Source organism: Clostridium sp. AF22-10 (genome assembly GCF_003478725.1).
GTDB lineage: Bacteria > Bacillota > Clostridia > Lachnospirales > Lachnospiraceae > Otoolea > Otoolea fessa.
In genome coordinates this window covers 46,014-69,643 of record NZ_QUFZ01000001.1, presented here as the reverse complement: position 1 = coordinate 69,643, position 23,630 = coordinate 46,014, and the positions used below count along the sequence as shown (strand labels likewise).

26 protein-coding genes, 1 pseudogene and 1 riboswitch are annotated in these 23,630 nt (G+C 50.8%); of the genes and pseudogenes, 25 read left to right on the top strand and 2 right to left on the bottom strand.

The window, feature by feature from the left end; translation table 11 throughout:
- Positions 1-53 precede the first annotated feature (53 nt).
- Positions 54-1,076, bottom strand: a complete 1,023-nt coding sequence (locus DWX91_RS00310) for a PTS transporter subunit IIC (protein WP_118472163.1) — start codon at positions 1,074-1,076, stop codon at positions 54-56.
- 236 nt (positions 1,077-1,312) lie between these two features.
- On the opposite strand from DWX91_RS00310, the gene DWX91_RS00305 reads away from it, so the two are divergent.
- The 11 genes from DWX91_RS00305 (at position 1,313) to DWX91_RS00260 (ending at position 10,325) form a co-directional block, all read left to right on the top strand.
- Entirely contained in the window at positions 1,313-1,783 is a 471-nt protein-coding gene (locus DWX91_RS00305; RefSeq protein WP_118293476.1) for a hypothetical protein, read from the top strand.
- 166 nt (positions 1,784-1,949) lie between these two features.
- On the top strand, positions 1,950-2,810 hold the full coding sequence (gene metF, locus DWX91_RS00300) for a methylenetetrahydrofolate reductase [NAD(P)H] (RefSeq protein ID WP_118538154.1): 861 nt from the start codon (positions 1,950-1,952) through the stop codon (positions 2,808-2,810).
- On the top strand, positions 2,810-3,463 hold the full coding sequence (locus tag DWX91_RS00295) for a vitamin B12 dependent-methionine synthase activation domain-containing protein (protein ID WP_118472161.1): 654 nt from the start codon (positions 2,810-2,812) through the stop codon (positions 3,461-3,463). Before metF ends, DWX91_RS00295 begins: the two co-directional genes overlap by 1 nt.
- A gap of 31 nt (positions 3,464-3,494) precedes the next feature.
- The gene (locus DWX91_RS00290; protein ID WP_118472160.1) at positions 3,495-5,972 is read left to right on the top strand and encodes a homocysteine S-methyltransferase family protein; all 2,478 of its coding nucleotides are present in this window, start codon (positions 3,495-3,497) and stop codon (positions 5,970-5,972) included.
- A gap of 73 nt (positions 5,973-6,045) precedes the next feature.
- On the top strand, positions 6,046-6,321 hold the full coding sequence (locus DWX91_RS00285; RefSeq protein ID WP_022359351.1) for an HPr family phosphocarrier protein: 276 nt from the start codon (positions 6,046-6,048) through the stop codon (positions 6,319-6,321).
- Between the two features lie 128 nt (positions 6,322-6,449).
- Positions 6,450-6,689 carry an acyl-CoA thioesterase gene (locus DWX91_RS17700; protein ID WP_347474973.1) on the top strand — a complete coding sequence of 80 codons (240 nt, stop codon included), beginning with the start codon at positions 6,450-6,452 and terminating at the stop codon, positions 6,687-6,689.
- Positions 6,647-6,883: a hypothetical protein gene (locus DWX91_RS17695; RefSeq protein WP_347474972.1), complete on the top strand. Its 237-nt coding sequence runs from the start codon at positions 6,647-6,649 to the stop codon at positions 6,881-6,883. The genes DWX91_RS17700 and DWX91_RS17695 overlap by 43 nt, the downstream gene beginning before the upstream one ends.
- A 90-nt stretch (positions 6,884-6,973) precedes the next feature.
- A riboswitch (THF riboswitch) is annotated at positions 6,974-7,078 on the top strand.
- Positions 7,079-7,141: 63 nt separating this feature from the next.
- Positions 7,142-7,705, top strand: coding sequence for a folate family ECF transporter S component (locus tag DWX91_RS00275; RefSeq protein ID WP_022359353.1), 564 nt, complete (start codon positions 7,142-7,144; stop codon positions 7,703-7,705).
- 36 nt (positions 7,706-7,741) lie between these two features.
- The gene (locus DWX91_RS00270) at positions 7,742-8,416 is read left to right on the top strand and encodes a biotin transporter BioY (RefSeq protein ID WP_412693785.1); all 675 of its coding nucleotides are present in this window, start codon (positions 7,742-7,744) and stop codon (positions 8,414-8,416) included.
- Between the two features lie 312 nt (positions 8,417-8,728).
- Complete coding sequence (locus tag DWX91_RS00265) at positions 8,729-9,556, top strand: Mrp/NBP35 family ATP-binding protein (protein WP_118472159.1); 828 nt, start codon at positions 8,729-8,731, stop codon at positions 9,554-9,556.
- A gap of 37 nt (positions 9,557-9,593) precedes the next feature.
- Positions 9,594-10,325, top strand: coding sequence for a GTP pyrophosphokinase family protein (locus DWX91_RS00260; protein WP_118538152.1), 732 nt, complete (start codon positions 9,594-9,596; stop codon positions 10,323-10,325).
- Positions 10,326-10,371: 46 nt separating this feature from the next.
- Here the strand turns inward: DWX91_RS00260 and DWX91_RS00255 are convergent, their stop codons facing one another.
- Positions 10,372-11,253, bottom strand: a complete 882-nt coding sequence (locus DWX91_RS00255; RefSeq protein WP_182427959.1) for a GNAT family N-acetyltransferase — start codon at positions 11,251-11,253, stop codon at positions 10,372-10,374.
- A gap of 281 nt (positions 11,254-11,534) precedes the next feature.
- On the opposite strand from DWX91_RS00255, the gene DWX91_RS00250 reads away from it, so the two are divergent.
- The 14 genes and pseudogenes from DWX91_RS00250 to DWX91_RS00190 all read left to right on the top strand — a co-directional run bounded on the left by DWX91_RS00250 (position 11,535) and on the right by DWX91_RS00190 (position 23,541).
- Positions 11,535-11,900, top strand: coding sequence for a CidA/LrgA family protein (locus DWX91_RS00250; protein ID WP_107000488.1), 366 nt, complete (start codon positions 11,535-11,537; stop codon positions 11,898-11,900).
- Positions 11,897-12,589, top strand: a complete 693-nt coding sequence (locus tag DWX91_RS00245; protein WP_107000487.1) for an LrgB family protein — start codon at positions 11,897-11,899, stop codon at positions 12,587-12,589. The genes DWX91_RS00250 and DWX91_RS00245 overlap by 4 nt, the downstream gene beginning before the upstream one ends.
- A 121-nt stretch (positions 12,590-12,710) precedes the next feature.
- Positions 12,711-13,475: a nitroreductase family protein gene (locus tag DWX91_RS00240; RefSeq protein WP_333489839.1), complete on the top strand. Its 765-nt coding sequence runs from the start codon at positions 12,711-12,713 to the stop codon at positions 13,473-13,475.
- 276 nt (positions 13,476-13,751) lie between these two features.
- Positions 13,752-14,669 (top strand): orotidine-5'-phosphate decarboxylase, encoded by a 918-nt coding sequence (gene pyrF / locus DWX91_RS00235; RefSeq protein WP_022359361.1) that lies wholly within the window; start codon positions 13,752-13,754, stop codon positions 14,667-14,669.
- 10 nt (positions 14,670-14,679) lie between these two features.
- The gene (locus DWX91_RS00230; protein ID WP_118491581.1) at positions 14,680-15,444 is read left to right on the top strand and encodes a dihydroorotate dehydrogenase electron transfer subunit; all 765 of its coding nucleotides are present in this window, start codon (positions 14,680-14,682) and stop codon (positions 15,442-15,444) included.
- Positions 15,441-16,345: pseudogene (locus DWX91_RS00225) on the top strand (dihydroorotate dehydrogenase). The gene DWX91_RS00230 and the pseudogene DWX91_RS00225 overlap by 4 nt, the downstream one beginning before the upstream one ends.
- 14 nt (positions 16,346-16,359) lie before the next feature.
- Positions 16,360-17,034, top strand: a complete 675-nt coding sequence (gene pyrE, locus DWX91_RS00220) for an orotate phosphoribosyltransferase (RefSeq protein WP_107000484.1) — start codon at positions 16,360-16,362, stop codon at positions 17,032-17,034.
- A gap of 74 nt (positions 17,035-17,108) precedes the next feature.
- A complete protein-coding gene (locus DWX91_RS16495; protein ID WP_022359365.1) occupies positions 17,109-17,258 on the top strand; it encodes a hypothetical protein in 150 nt (49 codons plus the stop codon).
- A gap of 106 nt (positions 17,259-17,364) precedes the next feature.
- Positions 17,365-17,832 carry a VanZ family protein gene (locus DWX91_RS00215; RefSeq protein WP_118538196.1) on the top strand — a complete coding sequence of 156 codons (468 nt, stop codon included), beginning with the start codon at positions 17,365-17,367 and terminating at the stop codon, positions 17,830-17,832.
- Entirely contained in the window at positions 17,813-18,139 is a 327-nt protein-coding gene (locus tag DWX91_RS00210) for a hypothetical protein (protein WP_107000483.1), read from the top strand. The genes DWX91_RS00215 and DWX91_RS00210 overlap by 20 nt, the downstream gene beginning before the upstream one ends.
- 127 nt (positions 18,140-18,266) lie before the next feature.
- Positions 18,267-20,339 (top strand): aminopeptidase, encoded by a 2,073-nt coding sequence (locus DWX91_RS00205; protein WP_118538148.1) that lies wholly within the window; start codon positions 18,267-18,269, stop codon positions 20,337-20,339.
- A gap of 69 nt (positions 20,340-20,408) precedes the next feature.
- Positions 20,409-21,689 (top strand): D-alanyl-D-alanine carboxypeptidase family protein, encoded by a 1,281-nt coding sequence (locus DWX91_RS00200; protein ID WP_118538146.1) that lies wholly within the window; start codon positions 20,409-20,411, stop codon positions 21,687-21,689.
- Positions 21,690-21,913: 224 nt separating this feature from the next.
- Positions 21,914-22,507 carry a hydrolase gene (locus DWX91_RS00195; protein WP_118491577.1) on the top strand — a complete coding sequence of 198 codons (594 nt, stop codon included), beginning with the start codon at positions 21,914-21,916 and terminating at the stop codon, positions 22,505-22,507.
- Positions 22,508-22,521: 14 nt separating this feature from the next.
- Positions 22,522-23,541 (top strand): glycosyltransferase family 2 protein, encoded by a 1,020-nt coding sequence (locus DWX91_RS00190; RefSeq protein WP_107000480.1) that lies wholly within the window; start codon positions 22,522-22,524, stop codon positions 23,539-23,541.
- Positions 23,542-23,630: the final 89 nt, after the last annotated feature.

Genomic DNA, 23,630 nt, shown 5'->3' with positions numbered 1-23,630 from the left:
ATCCACACAGTGTGGATGAATAGCATTTCAATGCCTGTTTTATGGAGCTATAATTATAGATCCAGCTTCAAATCGCCTTCCTTGATCCATCCGGCTTTCCGGCAAAGTGCGCCGAAGAACAGGGTCAAAACAGCCGGAAGCACGAAGCAGATGAGCAGGATGCCCGGCCACATCATCGAATTTCCACTTCCCTGCATGGCGGTGTAGATGCCGATCGGTCCGACGAGACCGCAGGTTCCCATGCCGGAACCGGCTGGAATATTTTCCAGATGGAAGACCATCGTGGAGAGCGGACCGGTGACCATCGAGGCGAGTGTCGGTGGAATCCAGATTTTCGGGTTCCGGACGATATTTCCCATCTGGAGCATCGAGGTTCCGAGTCCCTGTGCCAGAAGACCACCCCATTTATTTTCACAGAAGCTTAAAACGGCAAATCCGACCATCTGCGCGCAGCAGCCTGCGGTGGCGGCACCGCCTGCCAGACCGTCGAGGCTTAACATGATGCAGATTGCCGCACTGCTGATCGGAAGCGTCAGGGCGATGCCGATCAGGGCAGAAACCAGAATACCCATGAAAAGCGGCTGCATGACGGTCGCTGTCTTCACCAGATTTCCGAAAGCGGTCATGAATGCGGAGACGCCCGGACCGACAAACTGTGCGGCCAGGATGCCGGAGATGATGGTGACACCCGGGGTGACGAGAATATCAACCGGTGTCTCTTTGGAGACGATTTTTCCAAGCTCGGCTGCGATGATGGTGGCAACGAGCGCGCCGACCGGACCGCCGAGTTCATTGCCCGCGATGCCGACGGTAGCGGCGGAGAAAAGGACGAGCGTCGGTGCCTTTAAGGCGTAGGCAATCGAGACGCCGAGCGCTGCACCGGTCGCGCTCTTGGCGTAGCCTGCGATCGTGGTAAAAATTACAACGCCTGTCTTCTCCCCCAGTGTGCCGAAGATGGTACCGATCAGAAGAGAAGCAAACAGACCAAATGCCATCGCGCCCAGCGCATCGATGAGATACGTCTGAACGGAGATGATAACCTGCTTCCGTTTCAGAAAAGCTTTCACACGTTCCATATTGATAGAACCTCCCAGAGTAAAATAATTGTGAACGGAATGAATCGTTTCGGCCATTCCGGTCAAATAAATGGCTTACACCTGTCTTGACAGGTGTAATGGACGTTTGTATTTTAACACGAAATGGAGAAAATACAAGAGAAAATATAGAAAAAAGTAAAAAAGTTATGATACAATAAAAAATAATTGACGAGGTGTTTTCGAAAAAGTATGTTCGATTCGAGGGGAGGTATTTCATGCAGAGACGAATTTGTCCGATTTGCGACCATCCGATCAAGTATGGTCATTATTGTTCTTTTTGTAAACAGTGGATCCGGAATCCTAACTATGTCAATGCAACTTATTATCTGAATGAGCGTCACCCGGCGCATGAGACGGACTGTGAGTATCACAATGCGGGATCTGCCTCGTGGGAAACGAGTGCAAGGGCAGGAACAGATGCCATCCGCACGCTTGCGGACCGGGCGAAGGCATATTCCCAGACGCAGAAAGCAGCAGGCGCAGGCAGACAGGCATCCGTCCGGACACAGAACCAGAACAGTATGTCGTATCAGACAACGCAGAGACGAAGTGCGGTGCAGCAAGGAAAAAATCAGAAAAAGAAGGGGAAAATGAGCCTTGTGCTGGTGATTTTGCTGATTTTGTTTGCTTTGTCTGGAATTAATTATCTGTATCGTATGTTTATGTATTTTATTTGGTTCCTATAGATTTTGCCTATGGCAAGACATAGAAAATCAATCCAGAAGATAGCTGTCGGAAGTCTGGCGTTCATTGGGGAAATATGGTATACTGAGCAAAAATCATATAGAATACATAGGCAATAGAGGTCCGGGGCAGAACCGGACGAAATGATGAGAACAGGAGATAAATACGATGAAGATTAAGGATATTTTAGCCAAAGGACAGCCGACGCTTTCGTTTGAAGTGTTCCCGCCGAAGGAGGAGAGCAACTTCGCTTCCGTTGAGAAAGCGGCGCTTGAGATTGCAAAGTTAAATCCGTCATTTATGAGCGTGACCTACGGAGCAGGCGGCGGCACAAGCCAGTATACGGTCCAGATCGCATCGGATATCCAGAGCACCTGCCAGGTGCCGACGCTGTCACATCTGACCTGCGTCTCCTCGACTCGTGAGAAGGTGCACAGTGTCCTGCGCGAGATTCAGGCACACGGAATTGAGAATGTCCTGGCACTTCGCGGCGATATTCCGAAAGACGGCAAGGTAGAAAAAGATTATCAGTATGCATCCCAGCTGATCCGCGAGATCCGTGAGACCTGCCCGGCTCTGTGCATCGGCGCAGCCTGCTATCCGGAGGGACATGTGGAATCTGTCAACAAGACAGTGGATATCGATCATCTGAAAGAAAAAGTGGAAGCGGGCTGTGATTTTGTGACGACCCAGATGTTCTTTGATAATAATATCCTTTATAATTACCTGTACCGTATCCGAGAAAAAGGAATCACGGTTCCGGTTGTCGCAGGCATCATGCCGGTGACAAACATAAGTCAGATTAAGCGCATCTGCAGCATGTCCGGCACCTACCTTCCGGCACGCTTCAAGGCGATCGTAGATCGTTTTGGTGATAACCCGGCAGCGATGAAGCAGGCAGGTATCGCCTATGCAACTGAGCAGATCATCGATCTGATTGCGAACCATGTAAATGGAATCCATGTATATTCAATGAATAAACCGGATGTAGCGGCGCAGATTAAGAACAACCTGTCGGAGATTCTGTAATGGCGGAAGTCAATCGGAGAGAAATATATCGGTATTTAGGAATTAAAGGGCAGCAGGAGCCGGATCCGCAGACGAAAGATCTGGTGGAGGACTGTCTGGGAGAATTAGAGCGGTCCGTCAACTGCCGGAGCTTTTTCAGACGCTATCCGCTGACGCTGTTGCCAGATTCAGAACTTGATTTTACGTGTTTTAAAGTAAAAAGCCGGGCGCTCAGCCGCAATTTAAAGGACTGCCAGGAGGTCATCCTTTTTGCGGCGACGCTGGGGGCTGGTGTGGATCTGCTTCTGCGCCGATACAGCCGTCTTTCGATGAGCCGGGCGGTTGTCCTGCAGGCGTGCGCGGCGGCACGGATTGAGAGTTACTGCAATGAAATCAATGACAAATTAAAAGCGGAGGCAGCAGAAGAAGGACTCTATCTGCGTCCCCGCTTTTCGCCAGGTTATGGAGATCTGCCGCTTTCGTGCCAGCCGGATTTCTGCCGGGTACTGGAAGCGGAAAAGACGGTGGGGATTACATTGACGGAAAGTTTTTTGATGATGCCGTCCAAGTCGGTGACGGCGGTCATCGGAGTATCGAAGATAGCGGCGGGCTGTGTGAAAGAGGGCTGTGAGGTCTGTTCAAACAAAAACTGCCTGTACCGGAGAGATAAATAAGTAAGAAACAAAAAACAGAGAGGAAGCTGACATGGGTATACGGGAAGATTGGAACGATAAAATACTGGTATTTGACGGAGGAATGGGAAGTCTTCTGCAGGGAGCCGGGCTGAAACCGGGCGAACTGCCGGAAACCTGGAATATCAAGCATCCGGAGGTTCTGGTAAAGATCCATGAGGATTATCTGAACGCGGGCGCGAATATTATTTTATCGAATACATTCGGCGCGAACCGCCTGAAATACAATGAGGCAGCCGAGTTTAATCTGGATGAGATCGTGGATGCGGCGATGAAAAATGCCCGGACAGCGGTAGAACACTGCGGCCGTGGTTATGTAGCGCTGGATCTGGGACCGACCGGACGCCTTTTAAAGCCAATGGGTGATCTGGACTTTGAGGAGGCGGTCTCCATCTATACCGAGGTGGTAAAGGCAGGCGTGCGAGGCGGCGCGGATCTGATTCTGATCGAGACGATGAGCGACACGTATGAACTCAAGGCAGCGGTTCTGGCGGCAAAGGAAAATTCCGATCTTCCAATCTTTGCAACCACAATTTTCGATGGAAAAGGCAAACTTTTAACTGGCGGAACACCGAAGTCCGTTGTGGCACTTTTGGAAGGTTTGGGCGTGGATGCGCTCGGAATCAATTGTGGATTAGGTCCGGTTCAGATGAAGCCGATTGTGGAAGAACTGCTTCGGTATGCGTCGATCCCGGTGGTTGTCAATCCAAATGCGGGACTTCCGCGAAGCGAGGGAGGAAAGACCGTATATGATATTGATCCGCCAGAATTTGTCGAGGAAATGAAAGGAATGCTGGAGATGGGCGTTTCGGCAGTCGGGGGCTGCTGTGGTACGACCCCGGAGCACATCCGTCTGCTGGCAGAGATGTGTAAGGGCAGAACGAGAAAGCCGATCGAGCCGAAAAATGACACTCTCATCACTTCCTACGCGTCGGTAGTTGAGATGGGAACCGATCCGGTCATTATTGGCGAGCGCATCAATCCGACCGGAAAATCAAAATTCAAACAGGCGCTGCGCGATCACAACCTGGAATATATCCTGCGCGAGGCGATCACCCAGCAGGAAAATGGCGCTGCGGTGCTTGACGTCAACGTGGGACTGCCGGAGATCGATGAAGTGGCGATGATGCGCGAGGTCGTACAGGAATTGCAGGCGGTGACCGAGCTTCCGCTGCAGATTGATACGACTGATACAGAGGCGATGGAACAGGCGCTGCGTATTTATAATGGAAAGGCACTGATTAACTCTGTCAATGGCAAACAGGAGGTCATGGACGCTGTATTTCCGCTGGTAAAACATTACGGCGGCACGGTGGTTGCGCTGACGATCGACGAGGAAGGCATTCCGGCGACGGCGGACGGACGTATGGCGATCGCGCGGAAAATCTGTGCGGAGGCGGAAAAGTATGGCATCCAGAAAAAAGACATCGTGATCGATGCGCTCTGTATGACGATCAGCTCCGAGCCGACCGGCGCGCTGGTGACGCTGGAGACGGTGCGCCGTGTCCGTCAGGAACTTGGCTGCAATACGATTCTCGGCGTTTCAAACATTTCCTTCGGATTACCGCAGCGTGAGATTGTCAACTCCAATTTCTTTACGATGGCGATGCAGAGCGGTCTGACCGCAGCGATCATCAATCCAAATTCGGCGGCAATGATGCGTTCTTATTATAGTTACCGGGCTCTGGCAGCACTGGATGAACACTGCGGCGATTATATTGAGCAGGCAGCGCGGCTGGCGATTCCAAAGGCAGGTGCGGGCGGAGCTTCCGGCGCAGGTGCAGCAGGCAGCGCAGGTTCGGGTGCCCCGGCGGCAGGTGCAGCTGGAGCTTCCGGCAGTGCGGACACTGGCAGCCAGGCATCCGGTCCGGAGCATCAGCTTACGGTCAGTGTGGAGAGAGGTTTAAAAGAGCAGGCGGCATCGGCAGCCGGGGAACTCTTAAAGACCATGGATTCCCTGACCGTCATCAATTCCTGCATGATCCCGGCACTCGATAAGGTCGGAAAGGGTTTTGAGGCAGGCACCGTCTTTCTGCCGCAGCTTCTGATGAGTGCGGAGGCAGCAAAATCGGCGTTTGAGGTCATCAAAAACCAGATGGAGTCCTCCGGGGAAGCAGGAGAGAAGAAGGACAAGATCGTGCTGGCGACCGTCAAGGGTGATATTCATGACATTGGAAAAAATATCGTAAAAGTATTATTGGAGAATTACAGCTATGATGTGCTGGATTTAGGTAAGGACGTAGCTCCGGAGGCGATCGTGGAAGAGACGATCAAGAACCATGTAAGACTGGTCGGTCTGTCCGCCCTGATGACGACCACCGTGCCGAGCATGGAGGAGACGATCAAGCAGCTCCGCAAGGAAGCACCGTGGGCGAAAGTCATGGTCGGCGGCGCGGTTCTGACCCAGGAATACGCGGATATGATCGGAGCAGATGCGTATTGCCGCGATGCGATGGCGTCTGTTAATTATGCGCAGCAGGTGCTGGTCTAACGCTTGACAGTCTGCCTTACTTAGACTAAAATTAGGGTAATTAAAACTAAGAATTGACGAGGGAGGGACAGCTATGGTATCGAAGAAAGTGAAAGTGGTTAATCCATCGGGACTTCACCTGCGGCCGGCTGGCGTGCTTTCGCAGACCGCGATGAAATTTAAGAGCCGGACTCTGATTGAGTGCGGGGAGAAACATATTGTGGCAAAGAGCGTGCTGAACGTGATGGCAGCGGGTATCAAGTGCGGCACCGAGATCACGGTTGCCTGCGACGGACCGGATGAGGAAGAAGCGCTGAAGACGATTACCGAGGCGATCGAGAGCGGACTCGGAGAAGAACTGGAACAGTAAGGTATCAGCCATTGCCTGCACAGTGTGCGGACGGTGACACACATATCAGAACCAGAGGGGGATATTGCAGAACGGCAGAAATTGCAGTTGTGCAGGTATCCCTTTTTAGATGGAAAAGAGGGGTTTTTATGGAACTGAAAATTTACGAACACAAAGCGCAGTATTATGAAACCGACCAGATGGGAATCATTCACCATGCAAATTACCTACACTGGTTTGAGGAAGCGCGGATCGACATGATGGAGCAGATGGGAATGGGATATGACATCATGGAAAAACAGGGGATCATAAGCCGGTGCTGTCGGTTCACTGCGATTATAAGAGCATGGCGCGGTTTGGCGAGACGGTGCAGGTGCTGGTTCAGATGAAGGAATACAACGGCATCCGCATGACGCTGGAATACACGGTTTTTGACAAGGAAACGGGCGCAATCCGCTGCGTGGGTGAGAGCCGCCATTGTTTCCTGACCCGCGACGGAAAGCCGGTTTCCCTGAAACGCAACTATATCGAGATGGATCGTGCGTTTAGGGAATACAGCGAACAGAGCCAAAAAGAAGAGTAAATGCTGACTGGTTCGAAAATGACAGATGCGCTTATAAAGTGCTTGAAAAGCGGGAAAATTGTGGTATGATGTAAAAGATAAAAAAAGAAACGCAGAGTAGGAATACAGGCGTTAAGTGCCGGTTGAACAGGGAGTTGTCAGCCGGACGAAGAGACCCTCCGGGGTTTCGCGGTCAGTATTCCGCATCCCGCTGCATCGTTGATACAATCTATCTCCTGATGTGGTTCGAGAGATCTGCAGAAAAGGAGGTATTTTTTTATGAAAAAATTTGCAGTATGTTATCAGGCATCCTTTCAGGAACTGAAACACGTGAAAACACTCACGACTGCCGCCATGCTGATGGCTGTCTCCGTTGTTCTGGGATACTTCACGATTGAGGCTGGTCCGTATTTGAAAATCGGATTCGGCGGTGTGGTCAACCAGTTTGTCTACTACCTCTTCGGTCCGGTGGCTGGAGCGGTCTATGGCGGAGTCTTGGACCTGGTCAAATATGTCGTAAAGCCGACAGGGGCATTTTTTCCGGGATTTACGCTGAATGCGATGCTGGGCGGCGTGCTATATGGCACAATTCTGTATCGGAAACCGCTTACCTTCCGCCGGGCGCTCTGGGCGGATCTGGTGGTGGCGCTGATCTGCAACATATTTTTGAACACACTCTGGCTTAGCATGATGTCTGGAAAAGCAATGATGGTGCTTCTGCCGATGCGTGTGCTTAAGAATCTCATCAAGTGGCCGGTGGATGCAGCACTCTTTTATCTGATTGCAAAACGGATGGAGAGTCTTGGACTTGTGCGGATGATCCGTAAATTCCAGGCGGAGTGATGCTGGAGGATTCGTTTTGAGCAAAAGGAAACATACATGGACAGCGAAAGTCTGCAGGCACGGTGGCTGCATGCCATGAAAGGAACCGTTTATGAAAAATGCATCATGCATGATGGAGGAAAACAGATGAGAGAAAAAGCAGTTTCGCGGAGCCGGGAACATTCGAAGGATGTGGCGCTTTGCGGTCTGTTTGCGGCGCTGGTCGCCGTGGGGGCATTTATCAAGGTTGTCATTCCGACCGGCGCAGATACCATGAACTTCACCTTGCAGTGGTTTTTCGTGATGCTGGCAGCATTTCTGCTGGGCTCCAGACGGGCATTTACCAGTGTGGGTGTCTATTTGCTGATTGGACTTGCGGGCGTCCCGATCTTTGCACGCGGCGGCGGTCCGGCGTATCTGCTGCGCCCGACCTTTGGTTTTCTGCTGGGATTTCTCCTTGCGGCGTGGGTCATGGGAAAGGTCTGTGAATGTTTGAATTCCTGGAAAATGGGAGCGCTGATGACGGCGGCGACGGCTGGATATGTGGTATATTATGGAATGGGAATGGTTTATTTCTATCTGATTACCCATCTCGTAACCCTGCAGCCGATCGGCTGGAAAGCGATTGTGCTGGTTTACTGCCTGCCGGAGATGCCGGCGGATTATATTCTCTGCATTCTGGCGGCGATCATGGCAAGACGGCTGCGCCCGATGGTACAGGCGTATCTGTAGAGAAAAATGAATAGGATATAAAAAAGACAGACAGTCTGAATGCAGTGCAGCAAACGGGCTGTCTGTTTTTGTCTCATAGAAAACGTTACTGTTCACGCATACATGTACAGTAACGGCACATTCTTTTGTAACGCTGCCAGTTGTGTTTGCCCCCTATCATTTTTGCAGAAAATATGGTAAAATGTACGGAGATTACGACAGGGGAGGATTTGGGCGTTACAGGTTTTTGGTCTTGGAAAACGTCTGAAGAGGATGCAAAAACGAAAACCAGCGAACGATCAGAATCCAACCTGATAAAAAGGAGAAGTATGTATGAGTGAGAATTGCAGTCATAATTGTTCAAGCTGCGGCGAAACGTGTGCCAGCCGGACGATGGAGAGTTTCCGGGTGCCGTTAAATCCACAGAGTTCAGTTAAAAAAGTAATTGGTGTAGTCAGCGGCAAGGGCGGCGTCGGAAAATCCCTGGTGACATCCCTGATGGCATGTAAGATGCGTGCGAGAAACAACCGCGTTGGCATTCTTGATGCAGATATTACAGGACCGTCGATCCCGAAGGCATTTGGCATTCACGGCATGGTAGGTGTGACAGCGGATCAGCTGATGCTGCCGCGCACGACCTCGACGGGGATAGAGATTCTTTCTTCGAACCTGATTCTGGAGCATGAGACGGATCCGGTAATTTGGCGTGGACCGGTTGTGGGCGGCGTGATTAAGCAGTTCTGGAGCGAGGCACTCTGGAAGGACATTGATTATATGTTTGTCGATATGCCTCCGGGAACCGGCGATGTGCCGCTGACTGTATTTCAGTCCCTGCCGCTGGCAGGTATTATTATTGTGACTTCCCCGCAGGAGCTGGTTTCGATGATCGTGGCAAAAGCGGTCAACATGGCGAAGAAGATGGATATTCCGATTCTGGGACTGGTTGAAAACATGAGTTATCTGGAATGTCCGGACTGCGGAAAGAAGATTTCTGTGTTCGGTGAAAGCCATATCGAGGAGACGGCAGACGAGTATGGGATTCCGGTGCTTGCGAAGATTCCGATCGATCCGTCGATTGCGTCCAAGGTGGACGAGGGGCTGGTTGAGTATGTGGAATCCCCATGGCTGGATGCGGCGGCTGACGCAGTTGAGAAGGCATAAAAGAATATAGATATATAGAAGAGGTGGAAGAATACAAATGAATATTGCTCAGAATCCCAACAGCGAGCTGAGCCATTTCGCGGTCAATACGCCTCAGGTGTTTGAGATTCCTGAGACATTCCGGGAGACGGCAAGGCAGTTTCAGGAAGCGATGATGCAGTACAGCTGCGCGATTCGAGAGTTTAAGACGAAGCTGGAAGTGCTCAACGATGAGCTTTCCATGCGGAATGCAAGAAACCCGATCGAGATGATCAAGGCGAGAGTGAAGAAGCCGAAGAGTATTGTAGAAAAACTGCAGCGGCGCGGACTTCCGCTTTCGATCGAATCGATGGAGTCCAACCTGGATGATATAGCGGGTGTCCGTGTGATATGTTCGTTTGTGGACGATATTTACGAGATCAGCCGGATGCTGGAACGCCAGGATGATGTGACCATCATTGCGATCAAGGATTATATCAAGGCGCCGAAGGAAAACGGCTACCGCAGCTACCACATGATCGTGGAAGTACCGGTATTCTTTTCAAACAGTAAGAAAAATATCCGTGTGGAAGTCCAGATCCGCACGATCGCCATGGATTTCTGGGCGAGTCTGGATCACCAGCTCAAGTATAAAAAGCAGCTGGATGCCCAGGAAGCCGCAGAGATCGGTGCGGAGCTGAAAAAGTGCGCGGATGTCATCGCGGAGACGGATTGCAAGATGTTAAGCATCCGTCAGAAGATTGAGGAAAAACATCCGATGCAGGAAGAATATCGTGATGTAAACGAATAGCTCATGTATCGGGGTGCTTTTGGCGGCTGAAGCGCCTGCCATATCTTTAATACATAAAATAGGACAGGGTTTCGGTAATTCGGAACCCTGCTTTTTTATAGATCGAGAGTGCCGGATAATTGTCACTGCTGACGTGAAGAACAATCCGGGTGCAGCCGCGCGTGATCAGATCGTTTAAGACCAGACAGAAAGCAGCTTCACCGATTCCCAGTCCGCGGCAGAGGTCATGGACCCGGAAACCGTAGAAACAGGCATGAAATGTGCCGGGAACGTCCGGGACGGGCTGCATACGCGCCATGCACACGGCAGCCGGAGAGCACATCGGATCCGGCGGAGTCTCTAAAAATTCATAGGTCAGAATTGTAACGGCCGGATCTGGATCATCGGCGCTGTGGAAGCAGTCCCAGCAACTGTCGGGATCAACACTTTCGTTGACGTCACCTTCCGGTGCAGAAGTGCAGGTAAAGGTAAGCGGGCGTTTTTCAACCATGGGAGAGTCAAAGCGTTCGGCCGCCGGGTCAAAGTCCCATTTCATCTGATATTCCTGATCAACGCGGTCAGCGTGAATGGCTTTCATCGTGGCAGCCGTATCAGCAGATTCCGGGTCAACCGGAAATAGAATATCGTGCTCACCGGAGATGTCGCAGGCTTTTTCTAAGAGTGCGGCAAAATATCCGCGTCGGCGCAGGGAAGGGCGGGTGAAGGCGATGCATTCGACGGGTTCCTCGTCCGAAGAGCCATCCGGTGGAAGGAGCATTCCCATGATGGCTGCAAGTGTCTCTGATTCATCCAGAAGAAGCAGGAAACAATTTCCGTCTTCAAATGGGAAAGAAATGTGGATTGGCTGCGTCTTCTGGCATTCATTCAACAGTGCCAGGATCTGTTCTGCCTGTCTGGCAGAGAGTGAGTTTGTCTGAATTAAATTCATAACTTCTAATCCTTTCTTTCTTGCGATACAAAGTGTACCAGCCACGAAAAGCAGCTGGGAAGATAAGTCTTTCATAAAGATAAACGTATTTGCGGATAAAAACTTCACGCTTTTTGGAACGAAAATGTCTGGATTTTACGAATCGGAAAAGCTTACCTGTATCGTATAAAAAAGACGCAAAAAATTCAAGGAAATTGACAGAATTTATGCTAATTTTCATATTGTCCTATAAATTTGAGAGTGATAGAATAGAGGCATTAAATACGAAAGGTGAAGACATCATGAAGTACTTGAAAGAAGTGACAATTATTTTTGGCATCACAATGTTGGGAGAGTTTTTGAACTATCTGCTTCCGTTTCCGGTTCCGTCTGGCGTATACGGATTGTTCATTCTTCTGCTTCTGCTTTGCACAGGTGCATTACATACAGAAGATGTGGCGGAAGTGGGAGATTTCTTCCTGGATACGATGCCGATTATGTTTATACCGGCAGGTGTAGGTCTGCTTGACAGCGTGCAGGAGGCGGAGTCCATCCTGGTGCCGCTGACCGTGATTACCGTGATTTCGACGGTATTTGTTATGGTTGCGACCGGGTGCGTGGCGCAGAGCATTATCCGCAGAAAGAATAAAGGAGGTGCGAAAGCATGAATGGACTGATTCATTCTTCTCTTTATTTTGGAATGCTGGTCAGCGTCGGCGCGTATATGTTGGGCGTCTGGCTGAAAAAGAAGACCGGCTGGGCGATTTTAAATCCGCTGCTGGTTGCAATTATAGTTGTGATTGCATTTTTATCTGTTTTTCATATAGAATATAAGGAGTATAACCGCGGTGCGGTGTATCTGGGCTATTTCCTGACACCGGCGACGGTCTGTCTGGCGATTCCGCTGTATAAGCAGCTGGAGCTTTTGCGCCAGCACCTGATTGCGGTTGCTTCTGCAATCGTGGCAGGGGTAGCGGGAAGTGTCGGCAGTATCTATGTGATGTGCCGTTTCTTTCAGCTGGAGCATACGCACTATGTGACATTGCTTCCAAAGTCCATTACGACGGCGATTGGCATGGGCGTCAGCGAAGAAGCGGGCGGTATCGTGACGCTGACGGTTATCAGCATTATAATTACAGGAATTTTGGGAAATATTATAGCCGACTGGCTGTTTCAGATATTTAAAATTGAAGAGCCAATCGCGAAGGGTCTGGCACTTGGAACGGCAGCTCATGCGATTGGAACGGCAAAGGCGCTGGAATTAGGCGAGATCGAGGGTGCGATGAGCAGCTTGTCAATTGCGGTCGCCGGTCTTTTGACCGTAGTGGTAGTACCACTGATGTCGGGACTGATTTAAAGGTGGTGCTGAAACGGTCAGAATTTGTATAGAAATTGGAATGCACATAGAGAGGCAGAGAAAAAGATACTGCGGGTCATGCGCATGATAACGGCAGCAAAAAGATAGGAGGGGAGCAGGTATGATGAATTTGTATGAGGCGATAGGATGTCGCCATTCAGTTCGAAAATACACCGATCGGGAGGTCACGGAGAAGCTGCGTGGGCAGATCCTGTCCTATTTTGATAAGACCTCCCGGTTAAATGACCGGATCCGGGTTGAGGCAGTGATATTCGACAATACAAAGAAAAAAGCCGATGTCCACGGACTCTGGAAGGTGGATGCTCCCTACTATCTGGCGATCTATTCGGACCAGGAGGAAGGCTGCGAGCGCAATGCCGGTTATCTGATGGAGCAGATGGTGCTCTATATGACGGCAAAAGGGCTTGGAACCTGCTATTTGGGCAGCGTGCAGCCGGCGCAGAAGGTGCGCGGCGGCAAACGCTGCCTGATGATGGTCGCATTCGGCTACCCGGAGGGCAAGCTCTACCGTGAAAGCCCGCTGGCAAAGCGCCTCCCGCTCAATGAACTCTGTATTTTCAAGGAAGAAGCCGGAGAGCAGATGAAGACGATTCTCCGTGCGGCGCGTCTCGCACCGTCCGCGATGAACACCCAGCCGTGGCGCTTCATCGTCTATTCCGACCGAATCTATGTGTTCGCCCTAAAAACCCGCTTTCCGGGCAAGAGCTTCCATGCGATGCGCGAATTCAGCATCGGCATCATGCTCTCCCACATTATGCTCGCCGCCGAAGAACTCTGGATGGAACTTCAGACGGAGACGGAGGAACATTTTGCGGCTAAAAGTTACAAAAATGGAGATTATGTGGCGACGTTGACGCTGCATTAGATGCATTGATTCATTGTATTAAATGTTGAAATAGTTTATATTTGAGCAAGAAAAACTAATTTTGCAATTTTAAAACCAATTATTCAAAGAAACGATACACTCAAGAAAGAAGCGCGCCAGCCGTCCGATGCCGTGACAGCTGGCGCGCTTCTTTCGGGGCAATCAAAAGGGCATAAGCAAAAACCCTTTTTTCCTTGCTCCGTGCCCTTGAAAGCGCCCTCCACTTATGATAAAATAAGTTGATTATTTATGAGAGATACTCTGGAGGAGAACGTGATGGTTAGTAAATTGATTGAGAAGATTCAGAAGACAAAGGCACCGATCTGTGTAGGACTGGATCCGATGCTTGGATATATTCCGGAGCACGTGAAGGAAAAAGCATTTGCGGAGTTCGGAGAGACCCTGGAAGGAGCGGCAGAGGCGATCTGGCAGTTTAACTGTGCGATCGTGGATGCGACGGCTGATCTGATTCCGGCGGTCAAACCGCAGATTGCGATGTATGAGCAGTTTGGCATCGAAGGCCTGAAAGCGTATGACCGGACTGTCAAATACTGCCAGCAGAAGGGTTTAATTGTCATCGGAGACATCAAGCGCGGCGACATCGGTTCCACATCGGCTGCCTACGCAACCGGTCATCTCGGCAGCGTGAAGGTTGGAAATACGACCTGTTCCGCGTTCAATACCGAGTATGTGACGGTCAATCCGTATCTGGGAACCGACGGCGTGAAACCATTTGTGGACGAGTGCAACGCATCCGACCGCGGTATCTTTGTACTGGTAAAGACTTCTAACCCATCCAGTGGCGAGTTCCAGGATCGTCTGGTGGACGGCCGCCCGCTTTATGAGCTGGTAGCGGAGAAGGTCGTTGAGTGGGGGGAGGCTTCCATGGATGGCGACTACAGTAATGTAGGCGCAGTTGTGGGCGCAACTTACCCGGAGATGAGCAAGATTCTGCGTAAGCTGATGCCGAAGACTTACTTTCTGGTTCCGGGTTATGGCGCACAGGGCGGTACGGCAGAAGACTTAAAATACTGCTTCAACGAGGATGGACTGGGCGCGATCGTCAATTCTTCCCGCGGTATCATCGCAGCATACAAGAAAGACGCATACGCCAAATTCGGTCCGGAGCATTTTGCGGACGCATCGAGACAGGCTGTCATTGATATGATTGCGGACATCGGACGCGTACTGTAAGGAGGAGCTCATGGCACAGAAGAAAGAGACAGCAGTTGTATATAGTCAGGAAGAACTGGCACCTGGCATTTTCAGTATGTGGATCGTGACGGACATAGCGGACGAGGCAAGACCGGGACAGTTTATCTCGGTCTACAGCCAGGACGGTTCCAGACTTCTTCCGCGCCCGATCAGTATCTGCGAGGCAGATCCGGATGAAGGACGCCTGCGGATCGTATACCGGATTGCCGGTAAAGGAACGGATGAATTTTCCAAATATGTTTCCGGAGACTCGATCGACATCATGGGACCTCTGGGAAATGGTTTCCCGCAGGAGGGCGAAAATGTATTTCTGATCGGCGGCGGTATCGGTGTTCCGCCGATGCTTGAGATGGCGAAACAGTTAAACTGCGAAAAACAGATCATTTTAGGATACCGGGATGAAAATCTCTTCCTCCGGGATGAATTTGAGGCATATGGAGAAGTCTTTGTGGCGACCGAGGACGGAAGCGTCGGCACGAAGGGCAATGTCCTGGACGCGATCCGGGAGCAGAACCTGACGGCGGATGTGATCTACGCCTGCGGACCGACCCCGATGCTGCGCGCCATCAAGGAGTATGCGGCAGAAAAGGGAATCAAGTGCTATATTTCCCTGGAGGAGAAGATGGCATGTGGAATCGGCGCCTGTCTGGCATGTGTCTGCCAGTCGAAGGATGTAGACCACCACAGCAATGTACACAACAAGCGGATCTGCAAGGATGGTCCCGTATTTTTAGCCGAGGAGGTAGAATTATGAGACAGATGGCAGTCAATCTTGCGGGTGTAGAGCTTAAAAACCCGGTCATGACGGCATCCGGAACCTTTGGTTCAGGGGCAGAGTACGGCGAGATGGTCGATCTGAACAAGCTCGGCGCGGTTGTGACCAAGGGTGTGGCAAATGTGCCGTGGCCAGGCAATCCGACCCCGCGTATTGCGGAGGTGTACGGCGGCATGATCAACGCGATCGGCTTACAGAATCCGGGGTATGATTTATTTGCATCGAGGATATCCCGTTTTTACGTCAGTATGATACGAAGATTATCGTCAATGTATGTGGAAAAACGACGGAAGATTACGTCGATGTAGTGGAAAAACTGGCGAGCCAGCCGGTCGATATGCTGGAGATCAACATTTCCTGCCCGAACGTCAAGGAGGGCGGCATCGCATTTGGACAGGATCCGAAAGCAGTGGAGGCGATCACCCGCGAGGTAAAACGCCATGCGAAACAGCCGATTATCATGAAGCTCAGCCCGAATGTTACCGACATCACGGAGATGGCGAAGGCAGCCGAGGCAGGCGGTGCGGATGTGCTGTCCCTGATCAACACACTGACTGGCATGAAGATCGATATTAACCGGAGAACCTTTGCGGTAGCCAACCGTACCGGCGGTCTGTCCGGTCCGGCAGTGAAACCAGTGGCAGTCCGCATGGTTTACCAGGTGGCGCAGGCGGTCAAGCTTCCGATCATCGGCATGGGCGGTATCATGAATGCGGACGATGCGATCGAATTTATTCTGGCAGGCGCAAGCGCGGTGGCAGTCGGTACGGCGAATTTCCATAATCCGTATGCGACGGAGGAGATCGTGAAGGGCATCGACGCCTACATGGAAAAATATGGCATTGAAGATATACATGAACTGATTGGTGCGGTTCGGTAAGATAGGAGAGTATGATGGAACAGTATAAGCAGGAATTTATCAATTTCATGGTAGAGAGCGAAGTGCTCAAGTTTGGCGAATTTACCCTAAAGAGCGGACGTAAATCTCCGTTCTTCATGAACGCGGGTGCATATGTAACCGGTACGCAGCTGCGCCGTCTGGGCGAGTATTACGCAAAGGCGATTCATGACAACTATGGTCTGGATTTCGATGTCCTGTTTGGACCGGCTTACAAGGGAATCCCGCTGGCAGTTGCCACCTCGATGGCGATCAGTGAGCTGTACGGCAAAGAAGTACGTTACTGCTCCAACCGGAAAGAGGTCAAGGATCACGGCGATACCGGCATCCTTCTGGGAAGCAAGTTAAAGGACGGCGACCGCGTCGTTATCATCGAGGATGTAACCACTTCCGGTAAATCCATCGAGGAGACCTTCCCGATCCTCAAATCCCAGGCAGATGTGGAGATCAAAGGCCTGATGGTATCTTTAAACCGTATGGAGCGCGGCAAGGGAGAAAAGTGTGCGCTGGATGAGATCAAGGAACTGTACGGCTTCCCGACCGCAGCGATCGTATCGATGTCAGATGTCGTAGAGTGCCTGTACAACAAGGAGTGCCAGGGCAAGGTCGTGATCGACGATACACTGAAAGCAGCGATCGACGCATACTATGAGCAGTACGGTGCAAAATAGAGATTTGGTTCACGGAGCGGCATGCTTGAAATGGGAAATGCCATGCGACGGAGTGTAAGAAGGAGCGGATCGATATGGAAAAGATCTACAAAACGATGCAGGGAACCGGTGTGATTAATATCGTGATTGGAAGTGTGATCATCACGGTAGGGCTGGCAGCCGGTGTGATGGCGATCGTCAGCGGTGCGTTTTTACTGAAACGCAAATCAGATATTACATTCTAAAAATTGGATTTGAAACAGGGCAGATATGCCCAGTCGAAAGAGAAAAACCGTATGACCGGGGACGGTGTACGGTTTTTCTCATTTCTGGCAGTTTATGTGGGGAATTATGTGGAAACGGACAAAAACGCATCAGAAGGTGTGCTGGATATTCTTTGTCGCATACCTGGTGCTTCTTATATATTTTATGTTTTTTTCGGACGGATTCGGGCGCGCGCCGCATGTGGAGTATGCCTATAATCTCGTTTTATTTAAGGAAATCAAACGGTTTTATATTTATCGTGATATAGTGGGGACGGAAGCGTTCCTGTTAAATACGGCTGGCAACGTGGTGTGCTTCATGCCGTTTGGATTTTTCCTGCCGATCATCAGTTCGAGATTTGGAAAATGGTACCTGATGTTGATTCTGAGCTTCCTTCTGACTTTGAGCATCGAGACGATTCAGCTCGTATTCAAGGTGGGAAGTTTTGATGTGGATGATATGTTTTTAAATACGTTAGGTGGAATTGCTGGCTACCTCTGCCAGTGGATTACACGTGCAATTGGGAGGTGTCTGCATGGGACGTCAAACAGATAACCGGATTTCTTATATCCGCAAGCCGATGGCAGAACACGGCTATCTCTGTCTGGGACTGGCGGGAGTCGGTCTGCTGCTGTGCGTGGCAGGGATGGCATTCAGTGTCCGCAGCCAGGGCAATACGCCGGTCGGCGCGCTGTCGATGTGCTTTTCGAGCATATTATTTTCCGTGGCGTCGCTGATGTACGGATGGAAATCTTTTAAAGAAGAAGAAAAAAATTATATATTCGCGAAAATTGGTACGATTTTGTCGGGGCTTCTGGTCATCTGGTGGATTGTGACGATTTTGATTGGCATCCGGGGCTAAGAATGAATGGTTTTTATGCGTGGCTTGCCTGGAATGCCGGACCAATGGAACGCCGGTAAGAGCCTTTGCGGCGGGCGTGGTTTGAAAGTGAAATTTGGCGATGGCAGAAGGAGGGAAATATCTGAACATGAAATATTGGGAACTTTTGAAAGAAGAAAATGAGGCGGTTGCGGAGCGCCATGAGCTCGCGATGGAGCGCATCGGCCATATGAAAGAAGAAGCGACGGTTGGCGAGCCATACCGGGCATTTTTTGAGCGCACCGTCCAGTTTATCGAGCTGATAGAAGAAACCTTCCAGAAACAGATGGATGGGACGCTGGCGGCGATGAGCCAGGAAGAGGCGGCAGAATTTAACCGGACACTTTATGCGGATATACTTCCAGGGGCGTATGGGAAGAGCTTTGCGAACCCGGACTATGCGGCAAAAGAGCTGGGAGAGAACTATGGTCCGTGGCTGTCATTTCTCTATACGGAGATCCGCAGCGCGATCGTTTACGCCTATGAAAGCCGTCTGGTGGATGTGACGGTGTTGGAGGAACTGTTTATTGAGGTTTACAATCTGTTTGAGGGCGGGACGCCGGAGCTGGCGGAGCTTCGCGAGCCGCTTTATTATTTTGTCAGCGATTACTGTGACCGGATGCTTCCGTGGCGGGTGCGTGAGACGCTGGATCCGTCGCTGGATTTTGGAAAATCGATCATCATGGACAGTGATTTAAACGATCTGCGTTATCTGTACCGGTTTGGCGAATATATCTCGGAGACAGAGCTTGCGACGGCACGTTTTATGAATGAGCTGCCGGAGGAGACGGTACGCCGGATGGCAGATACCTACACAGAAGGCTACCGCAAGGGATTTGCGGCGACCGGACGCAGCTATGAGGGCAAGAAAACGGTGCAGATCCGTTACCACATCGGATTTGAGCGCATGATCCGGATGGCAGTGGAAAATTTCCGCGAACTCGGTCTGGAGCCGATCATTGCCCGCGCCTCCATCGGCACGGTGAACCGGATGGCGGCGCGCACGAACGGTTACTATGGCACACCGGCAAACCGCCAGTACGAGTATGATCACCGCTACGACAATGCGGTTTACCTGGACAAGGCCTTTCGTGAGCGGAAACTGTCTATTTTGAAGGTGGCATATGAGACATACAAGGATCTGGCGTCGGTATATGCCGGTCCGGCAGTGGTGGAAACCTTCGGCGAGGCCGGATTTGAGCCGGTCAATGCAGCAGCAGCCTTTTCTTTAAGTGAAAAACAGGAGAAACTGCTGTTATCCTACAGCAATGAGGCGATGCAGATTGTGGACGCGTATATTCCGGGAACGGAGACGAGCTTCACAATCATTGCATTCCCGCTTCCGGAGATCGGAGCGGAGTTTGAGGCGATTTTTAAGGAGACGATCCGCATCAATACGCTGGACTATGAGCTGTACCGCGACATCCAGCAGATCATGATCAACGAACTGGATCAGGCATCGCAAGTCCACATCAGCGGACGCGGCGGCAACCGTACCGATCTGACCGTACAGCTTCACACGCTTGCTGAGCCGACGAAACAGTCGAATTTCGAAAACTGTGTGGCGGATGTAAATATTCCGGTTGGAGAAGTCTTTACCTCCCCGCAGCTTGCTGGGACAAACGGGCTTCTGCATGTCGGCAGCGTCTATATTGGGGAATTTCAGTTCAAAGATCTGGAAATCCGGTTTGAAAATGGTATCGCTGTCTCCTATACCTGCAAAAACTTTGAGACGGAAGAGGAAAATAAGGCGTTAGTGAAACAGATGATCCTCAAAAACCATGAGACGCTGCCGATGGGCGAGTTTGCGATTGGCACCAACACAACTGCGTATGAGGTAGCGCTGCGCTACGGCATTCTCGACAAATTCCCGATTCTGATTGCCGAGAAGATGGGACCGCACTTTGCGGTAGGCGATACCTGCTACAGCTGGATGGAGGACTGCCCGGTCTTCAACCCGGATGGACGCGAGATGGTGGCGCGTGAGAATGAGATTTCAGCAAAACGCAAAGAAAACCCGCAGGAGGCATATTTTGGCTGCCATACAGACATTACAATCCCGTACTCCGAGCTGGATACGATCGAGGCGATTCATCCAGATGGAACGAGTGTAAAGATCATCGCGGGCGGACGGTTTGCGCTGCCGGGGACGGAGAAGCTGAATGAGCCGCTGGAAAAATAAAAAGAAAAAGTCATAGAAAACAGGTTTATTCTCATATAATCTCCTGAAAAGGGATTCCGGAGCAGCCGGATGGGAGATAGAATCAGAAAATGGATAGCCGTTCTGCTGGCAGGAAGTATACTGGCGATGATTCAGTTGGTTCCGGCCGGCGGGGCGGTTTTTGTTCGTGAAAACATAGAAAATAAAGAGATTCTGGGAGAGAAAGAGACTTCTCTACAACAGACCCTTCACGCCCGCGCCTGGGTTCTCATGGATGCGGACAGTGGGCGTATTCTGGCGGAGAAAGATGCGGATACCGCTTATCCGATGGCAAGCACGACGAAGATTCTGACCTGCATTCTCGCACTGGAACAGGGAAATCCCGATGACTGGGTCGGGGTATCAGAGAAAGCGGCCTCCATGCCGGATGTCCAGCTCAATATGCGGGCGGGGGAGCGGTACCGCCTATCGGATCTACTCTATTCCCTGATGCTGGAATCCCACAACGACAGCGCCGTGGCGGTGGCGGAGCACATCGGGGGAAGCGTGGAAGAATTTGCGGAGAAAATGAACCGGAAAGCGCGGGAGATAGGATGTAAGAATGTTTGTTTCGTGACACCGAACGGTCTGGACGTTGCGGATGCGGATGGAAACGAACACAGCGCTTCGGCGGCGGATATGGCGCGGATCATGCGCTACTGCGCGTTCCAGTCGCCGTGCCGCGAAACATTTCTGGAAATTACCCGTACGGCATCACGGACGATTCAGGATGAGTCGGGAAACCGTTCATTTTACCTGGCAAACCACAACGCGCTTTTAAGCCAGTGCGCGGAGGTGCTGTCGGGCAAGACAGGATTTACCGGGAAAGCCGGGTACTGTTATGTAGCGGCGTTAAAAAAAGAAGGAAAAGCATTTACGGTGGCGCTTCTCGGCTGCGGGTGGCCGCCGCACAAGACGTACAAATGGGCGGATATGCGGAAACTCGATCAGTATGCATTTGATACATATAACTGGTATGATATATTTGACCGGGAGAAAACATTTCCGGAGGTGGAGGTGAGGCGGGGCGTGAAAGGAACGACGGCGCTCACACTGAATCTGCCATCGGAAAAACAGACGTTTCTGATGCTTCTGCGCGCGGACGAGAAGCCAGACATCCGTTATGAGTACCCGACCGAGCTGGAAGCACCGGTTCATGAAGGACAGGAGGTCGGGCAGGCATCCTATTATATTAATGACGAGCAGGTGGCTGCTTATCCGATCTATGCGGCAGAAACAGTGGAGAAGATTGATTATGGGTGGTGTTTAAGACGATGCGTAACTTATTTTGAAAGAGAATTTCAGTCAATGTGGAAGACGTGGGGAGTTTGAGTTGTTATTACTGGGCACGTATGCGTGAACAGCAACGACTTGTTCACAATACGTTTACAAAAATCTGCTTTATTTTGCTGGTTAATTTTGTTATAACTATAGATAGTGTGAATTACTGAGAATCTTGAAAAGAATGTATTTTTTGCACAGAAAAATATTTCCAATCAGGACTCAAACAAGGATCTGGACACGGAAACGTGGAAAGAGAAAGAGAGGCACGGAGGATGAAACAGACATCACTGAGCAGAGAACAGGGGCTTGCGCTCCTTCGCAAGTATAATAAAGAACCATTTCATATTTTACATGGATTGACCGTGGAAGGCGTCATGGAGTGGTATGCCGAGCAGCTGGGATACGGGGACGAAAAAGCATTCTGGGGCATGGCAGGACTGCTGCATGACATTGATTTTGAACTTTATCCGGAAGAACACTGCGAGCGGGCACCGGAGCTTCTGCGCGACGGAGGCGCAGAGGAAGATTTAGTCCATGCGGTTGTCAGCCACGGCTACGGCATACGGGTGGATGTGGCTCCGGAACATGAGATGGAAAAGGTGTTGTTTGCAGCCGATGAGCTGACAGGGCTTATCTGGGCGGCGGCGAAGATGCGCCCGTCCAAGAGCACCAAGGACATGGAGCTTTCAAGTCTTAAGAAGAAATTTAAGGACAAGAAATTTGCGGCTGGATGTTCCAGAGATGTGATCCGCCGCGGGGCTGATCAGCTTGGCTGGGAATTAGACAAACTGATGGAACAGACGATTCTCGCCATGCGCTCCTGTGAGGATCGGGTCAAAAAAGAGATGGAGGAACTGGAGTTTTGAGAGAAAATAAACCAATGAAACTGTTGTCGGTAGCGATTCCGTGCTACAATTCGGCGGCATATATGCGTAACTGCATCGAATCCCTGCTGCCGGGCGGCGATGAGGTGGAGATCCTGATCGTGGATGACGGTTCCACAAAAGATAATACGGCGGAGATTGCCGATGAGTATGAGAGAAACTATCCGGGGATTTGCCGGGCGATTCATCAGGAAAACGGTGGTCACGGCGAGGCCGTCAATGCGGGACTGCGCAATGCGACGGGCGTCTATTATAAGGTCGTGGACAGCGACGACTGGGTCAACGAAGAAGCGTACATGGAGGTCCTGGACACGCTGCGCAAATTCGTCCATGATAATGTGACGCTGGATATGCTGATCACGAATTTTGTCTATGAAAAACAGGGCGCGAAGCACAAAAAAGTTATGAACTACAACATGGCGCTCCCAAAACGCCAGCTCATCGACTGGAACGGTGCAAGAGGCTTCCGTCTGGGACAGTATATCCTGATGCATTCGGTCATTTACCGTGTGGAAATGCTTCGGAACTGCGGCTTGGAACTGCCAAAGCATACGTTCTACGTGGATAATATTTTTGTATATCAGCCGCTTCCACACGTAAAATCCATGTACTACCTGGATGTGAATTTCTACCGCTATTTCATCGGACGCGACGATCAGTCGGTCAATGAAAAAGTCATGATCAGCCGTATTGATCAGCAGATACTCGTCACGAAGCTGATGCTGGGATATTACGATGTGACCAAGATCAAGAATCCAAAGCTGCGCCACTACATGGTCCGCTATCTGGAGATCATGATGACAGTTACTTCAATTCTGGCGATTCGCTCGGAGACAGAGGAGAATCTGAAGAAGAAAAAAGAACTGTGGCAGTATCTGAAACAGCAGAATTTCACGCTGTATATGCGCCTGCGCTGGGGCTTCCTCGGACAGGGCGTAAACCTGCCGGGAAAAGGCGGACGGAAGGTGTCGATCGCCTGCTATAAGATTTCGCAGAAGTTTTATGGGTTTAACTAGAAATTCATTATAAAAATTGAAATAATATGGATTAGAAAACGAAATCAAATCTATCATAAAAGTGAAATTAAAAGATCCGATCGTCTGGA

Excerpts from the sequence above, each read along its gene's own strand:
- DWX91_RS00310 (WP_118472163.1), bottom strand. The coding sequence starts at position 1,076 with ATGGAACGTGTGAAAGCTTTTCTGAAACGGAAGCAGGTTATCATCTCC.
- DWX91_RS00305 (WP_118293476.1), top strand. The coding sequence starts at position 1,313 with ATGCAGAGACGAATTTGTCCGATTTGCGACCATCCGATCAAGTATGGT.
- metF (WP_118538154.1), top strand. The coding sequence starts at position 1,950 with ATGAAGATTAAGGATATTTTAGCCAAAGGACAGCCGACGCTTTCGTTT.
- DWX91_RS00295 (WP_118472161.1), top strand. The coding sequence starts at position 2,810 with ATGGCGGAAGTCAATCGGAGAGAAATATATCGGTATTTAGGAATTAAA.
- DWX91_RS00290 (WP_118472160.1), top strand. The coding sequence starts at position 3,495 with ATGGGTATACGGGAAGATTGGAACGATAAAATACTGGTATTTGACGGA.
- DWX91_RS00285 (WP_022359351.1), top strand. The coding sequence starts at position 6,046 with ATGGTATCGAAGAAAGTGAAAGTGGTTAATCCATCGGGACTTCACCTG.
- DWX91_RS17700 (WP_347474973.1), top strand. The coding sequence starts at position 6,450 with ATGGAACTGAAAATTTACGAACACAAAGCGCAGTATTATGAAACCGAC.
- DWX91_RS17695 (WP_347474972.1), top strand. The coding sequence starts at position 6,647 with ATGGCGCGGTTTGGCGAGACGGTGCAGGTGCTGGTTCAGATGAAGGAA.
- DWX91_RS00275 (WP_022359353.1), top strand. The coding sequence starts at position 7,142 with ATGAAAAAATTTGCAGTATGTTATCAGGCATCCTTTCAGGAACTGAAA.
- DWX91_RS00270 (WP_412693785.1), top strand. The coding sequence starts at position 7,742 with ATGGACAGCGAAAGTCTGCAGGCACGGTGGCTGCATGCCATGAAAGGA.
- DWX91_RS00265 (WP_118472159.1), top strand. The coding sequence starts at position 8,729 with ATGAGTGAGAATTGCAGTCATAATTGTTCAAGCTGCGGCGAAACGTGT.
- DWX91_RS00260 (WP_118538152.1), top strand. The coding sequence starts at position 9,594 with ATGAATATTGCTCAGAATCCCAACAGCGAGCTGAGCCATTTCGCGGTC.
- DWX91_RS00255 (WP_182427959.1), bottom strand. The coding sequence starts at position 11,253 with ATGAATTTAATTCAGACAAACTCACTCTCTGCCAGACAGGCAGAACAG.
- DWX91_RS00250 (WP_107000488.1), top strand. The coding sequence starts at position 11,535 with ATGAAGTACTTGAAAGAAGTGACAATTATTTTTGGCATCACAATGTTG.
- DWX91_RS00245 (WP_107000487.1), top strand. The coding sequence starts at position 11,897 with ATGAATGGACTGATTCATTCTTCTCTTTATTTTGGAATGCTGGTCAGC.
- DWX91_RS00240 (WP_333489839.1), top strand. The coding sequence starts at position 12,711 with ATGATGAATTTGTATGAGGCGATAGGATGTCGCCATTCAGTTCGAAAA.
- pyrF (WP_022359361.1), top strand. The coding sequence starts at position 13,752 with ATGGTTAGTAAATTGATTGAGAAGATTCAGAAGACAAAGGCACCGATC.
- DWX91_RS00230 (WP_118491581.1), top strand. The coding sequence starts at position 14,680 with ATGGCACAGAAGAAAGAGACAGCAGTTGTATATAGTCAGGAAGAACTG.
- pyrE (WP_107000484.1), top strand. The coding sequence starts at position 16,360 with ATGGAACAGTATAAGCAGGAATTTATCAATTTCATGGTAGAGAGCGAA.
- DWX91_RS16495 (WP_022359365.1), top strand. The coding sequence starts at position 17,109 with ATGGAAAAGATCTACAAAACGATGCAGGGAACCGGTGTGATTAATATC.
- DWX91_RS00215 (WP_118538196.1), top strand. The coding sequence starts at position 17,365 with ATGTGGAAACGGACAAAAACGCATCAGAAGGTGTGCTGGATATTCTTT.
- DWX91_RS00210 (WP_107000483.1), top strand. The coding sequence starts at position 17,813 with ATGGGACGTCAAACAGATAACCGGATTTCTTATATCCGCAAGCCGATG.
- DWX91_RS00205 (WP_118538148.1), top strand. The coding sequence starts at position 18,267 with ATGAAATATTGGGAACTTTTGAAAGAAGAAAATGAGGCGGTTGCGGAG.
- DWX91_RS00200 (WP_118538146.1), top strand. The coding sequence starts at position 20,409 with ATGGGAGATAGAATCAGAAAATGGATAGCCGTTCTGCTGGCAGGAAGT.
- DWX91_RS00195 (WP_118491577.1), top strand. The coding sequence starts at position 21,914 with ATGAAACAGACATCACTGAGCAGAGAACAGGGGCTTGCGCTCCTTCGC.
- DWX91_RS00190 (WP_107000480.1), top strand. The coding sequence starts at position 22,522 with ATGAAACTGTTGTCGGTAGCGATTCCGTGCTACAATTCGGCGGCATAT.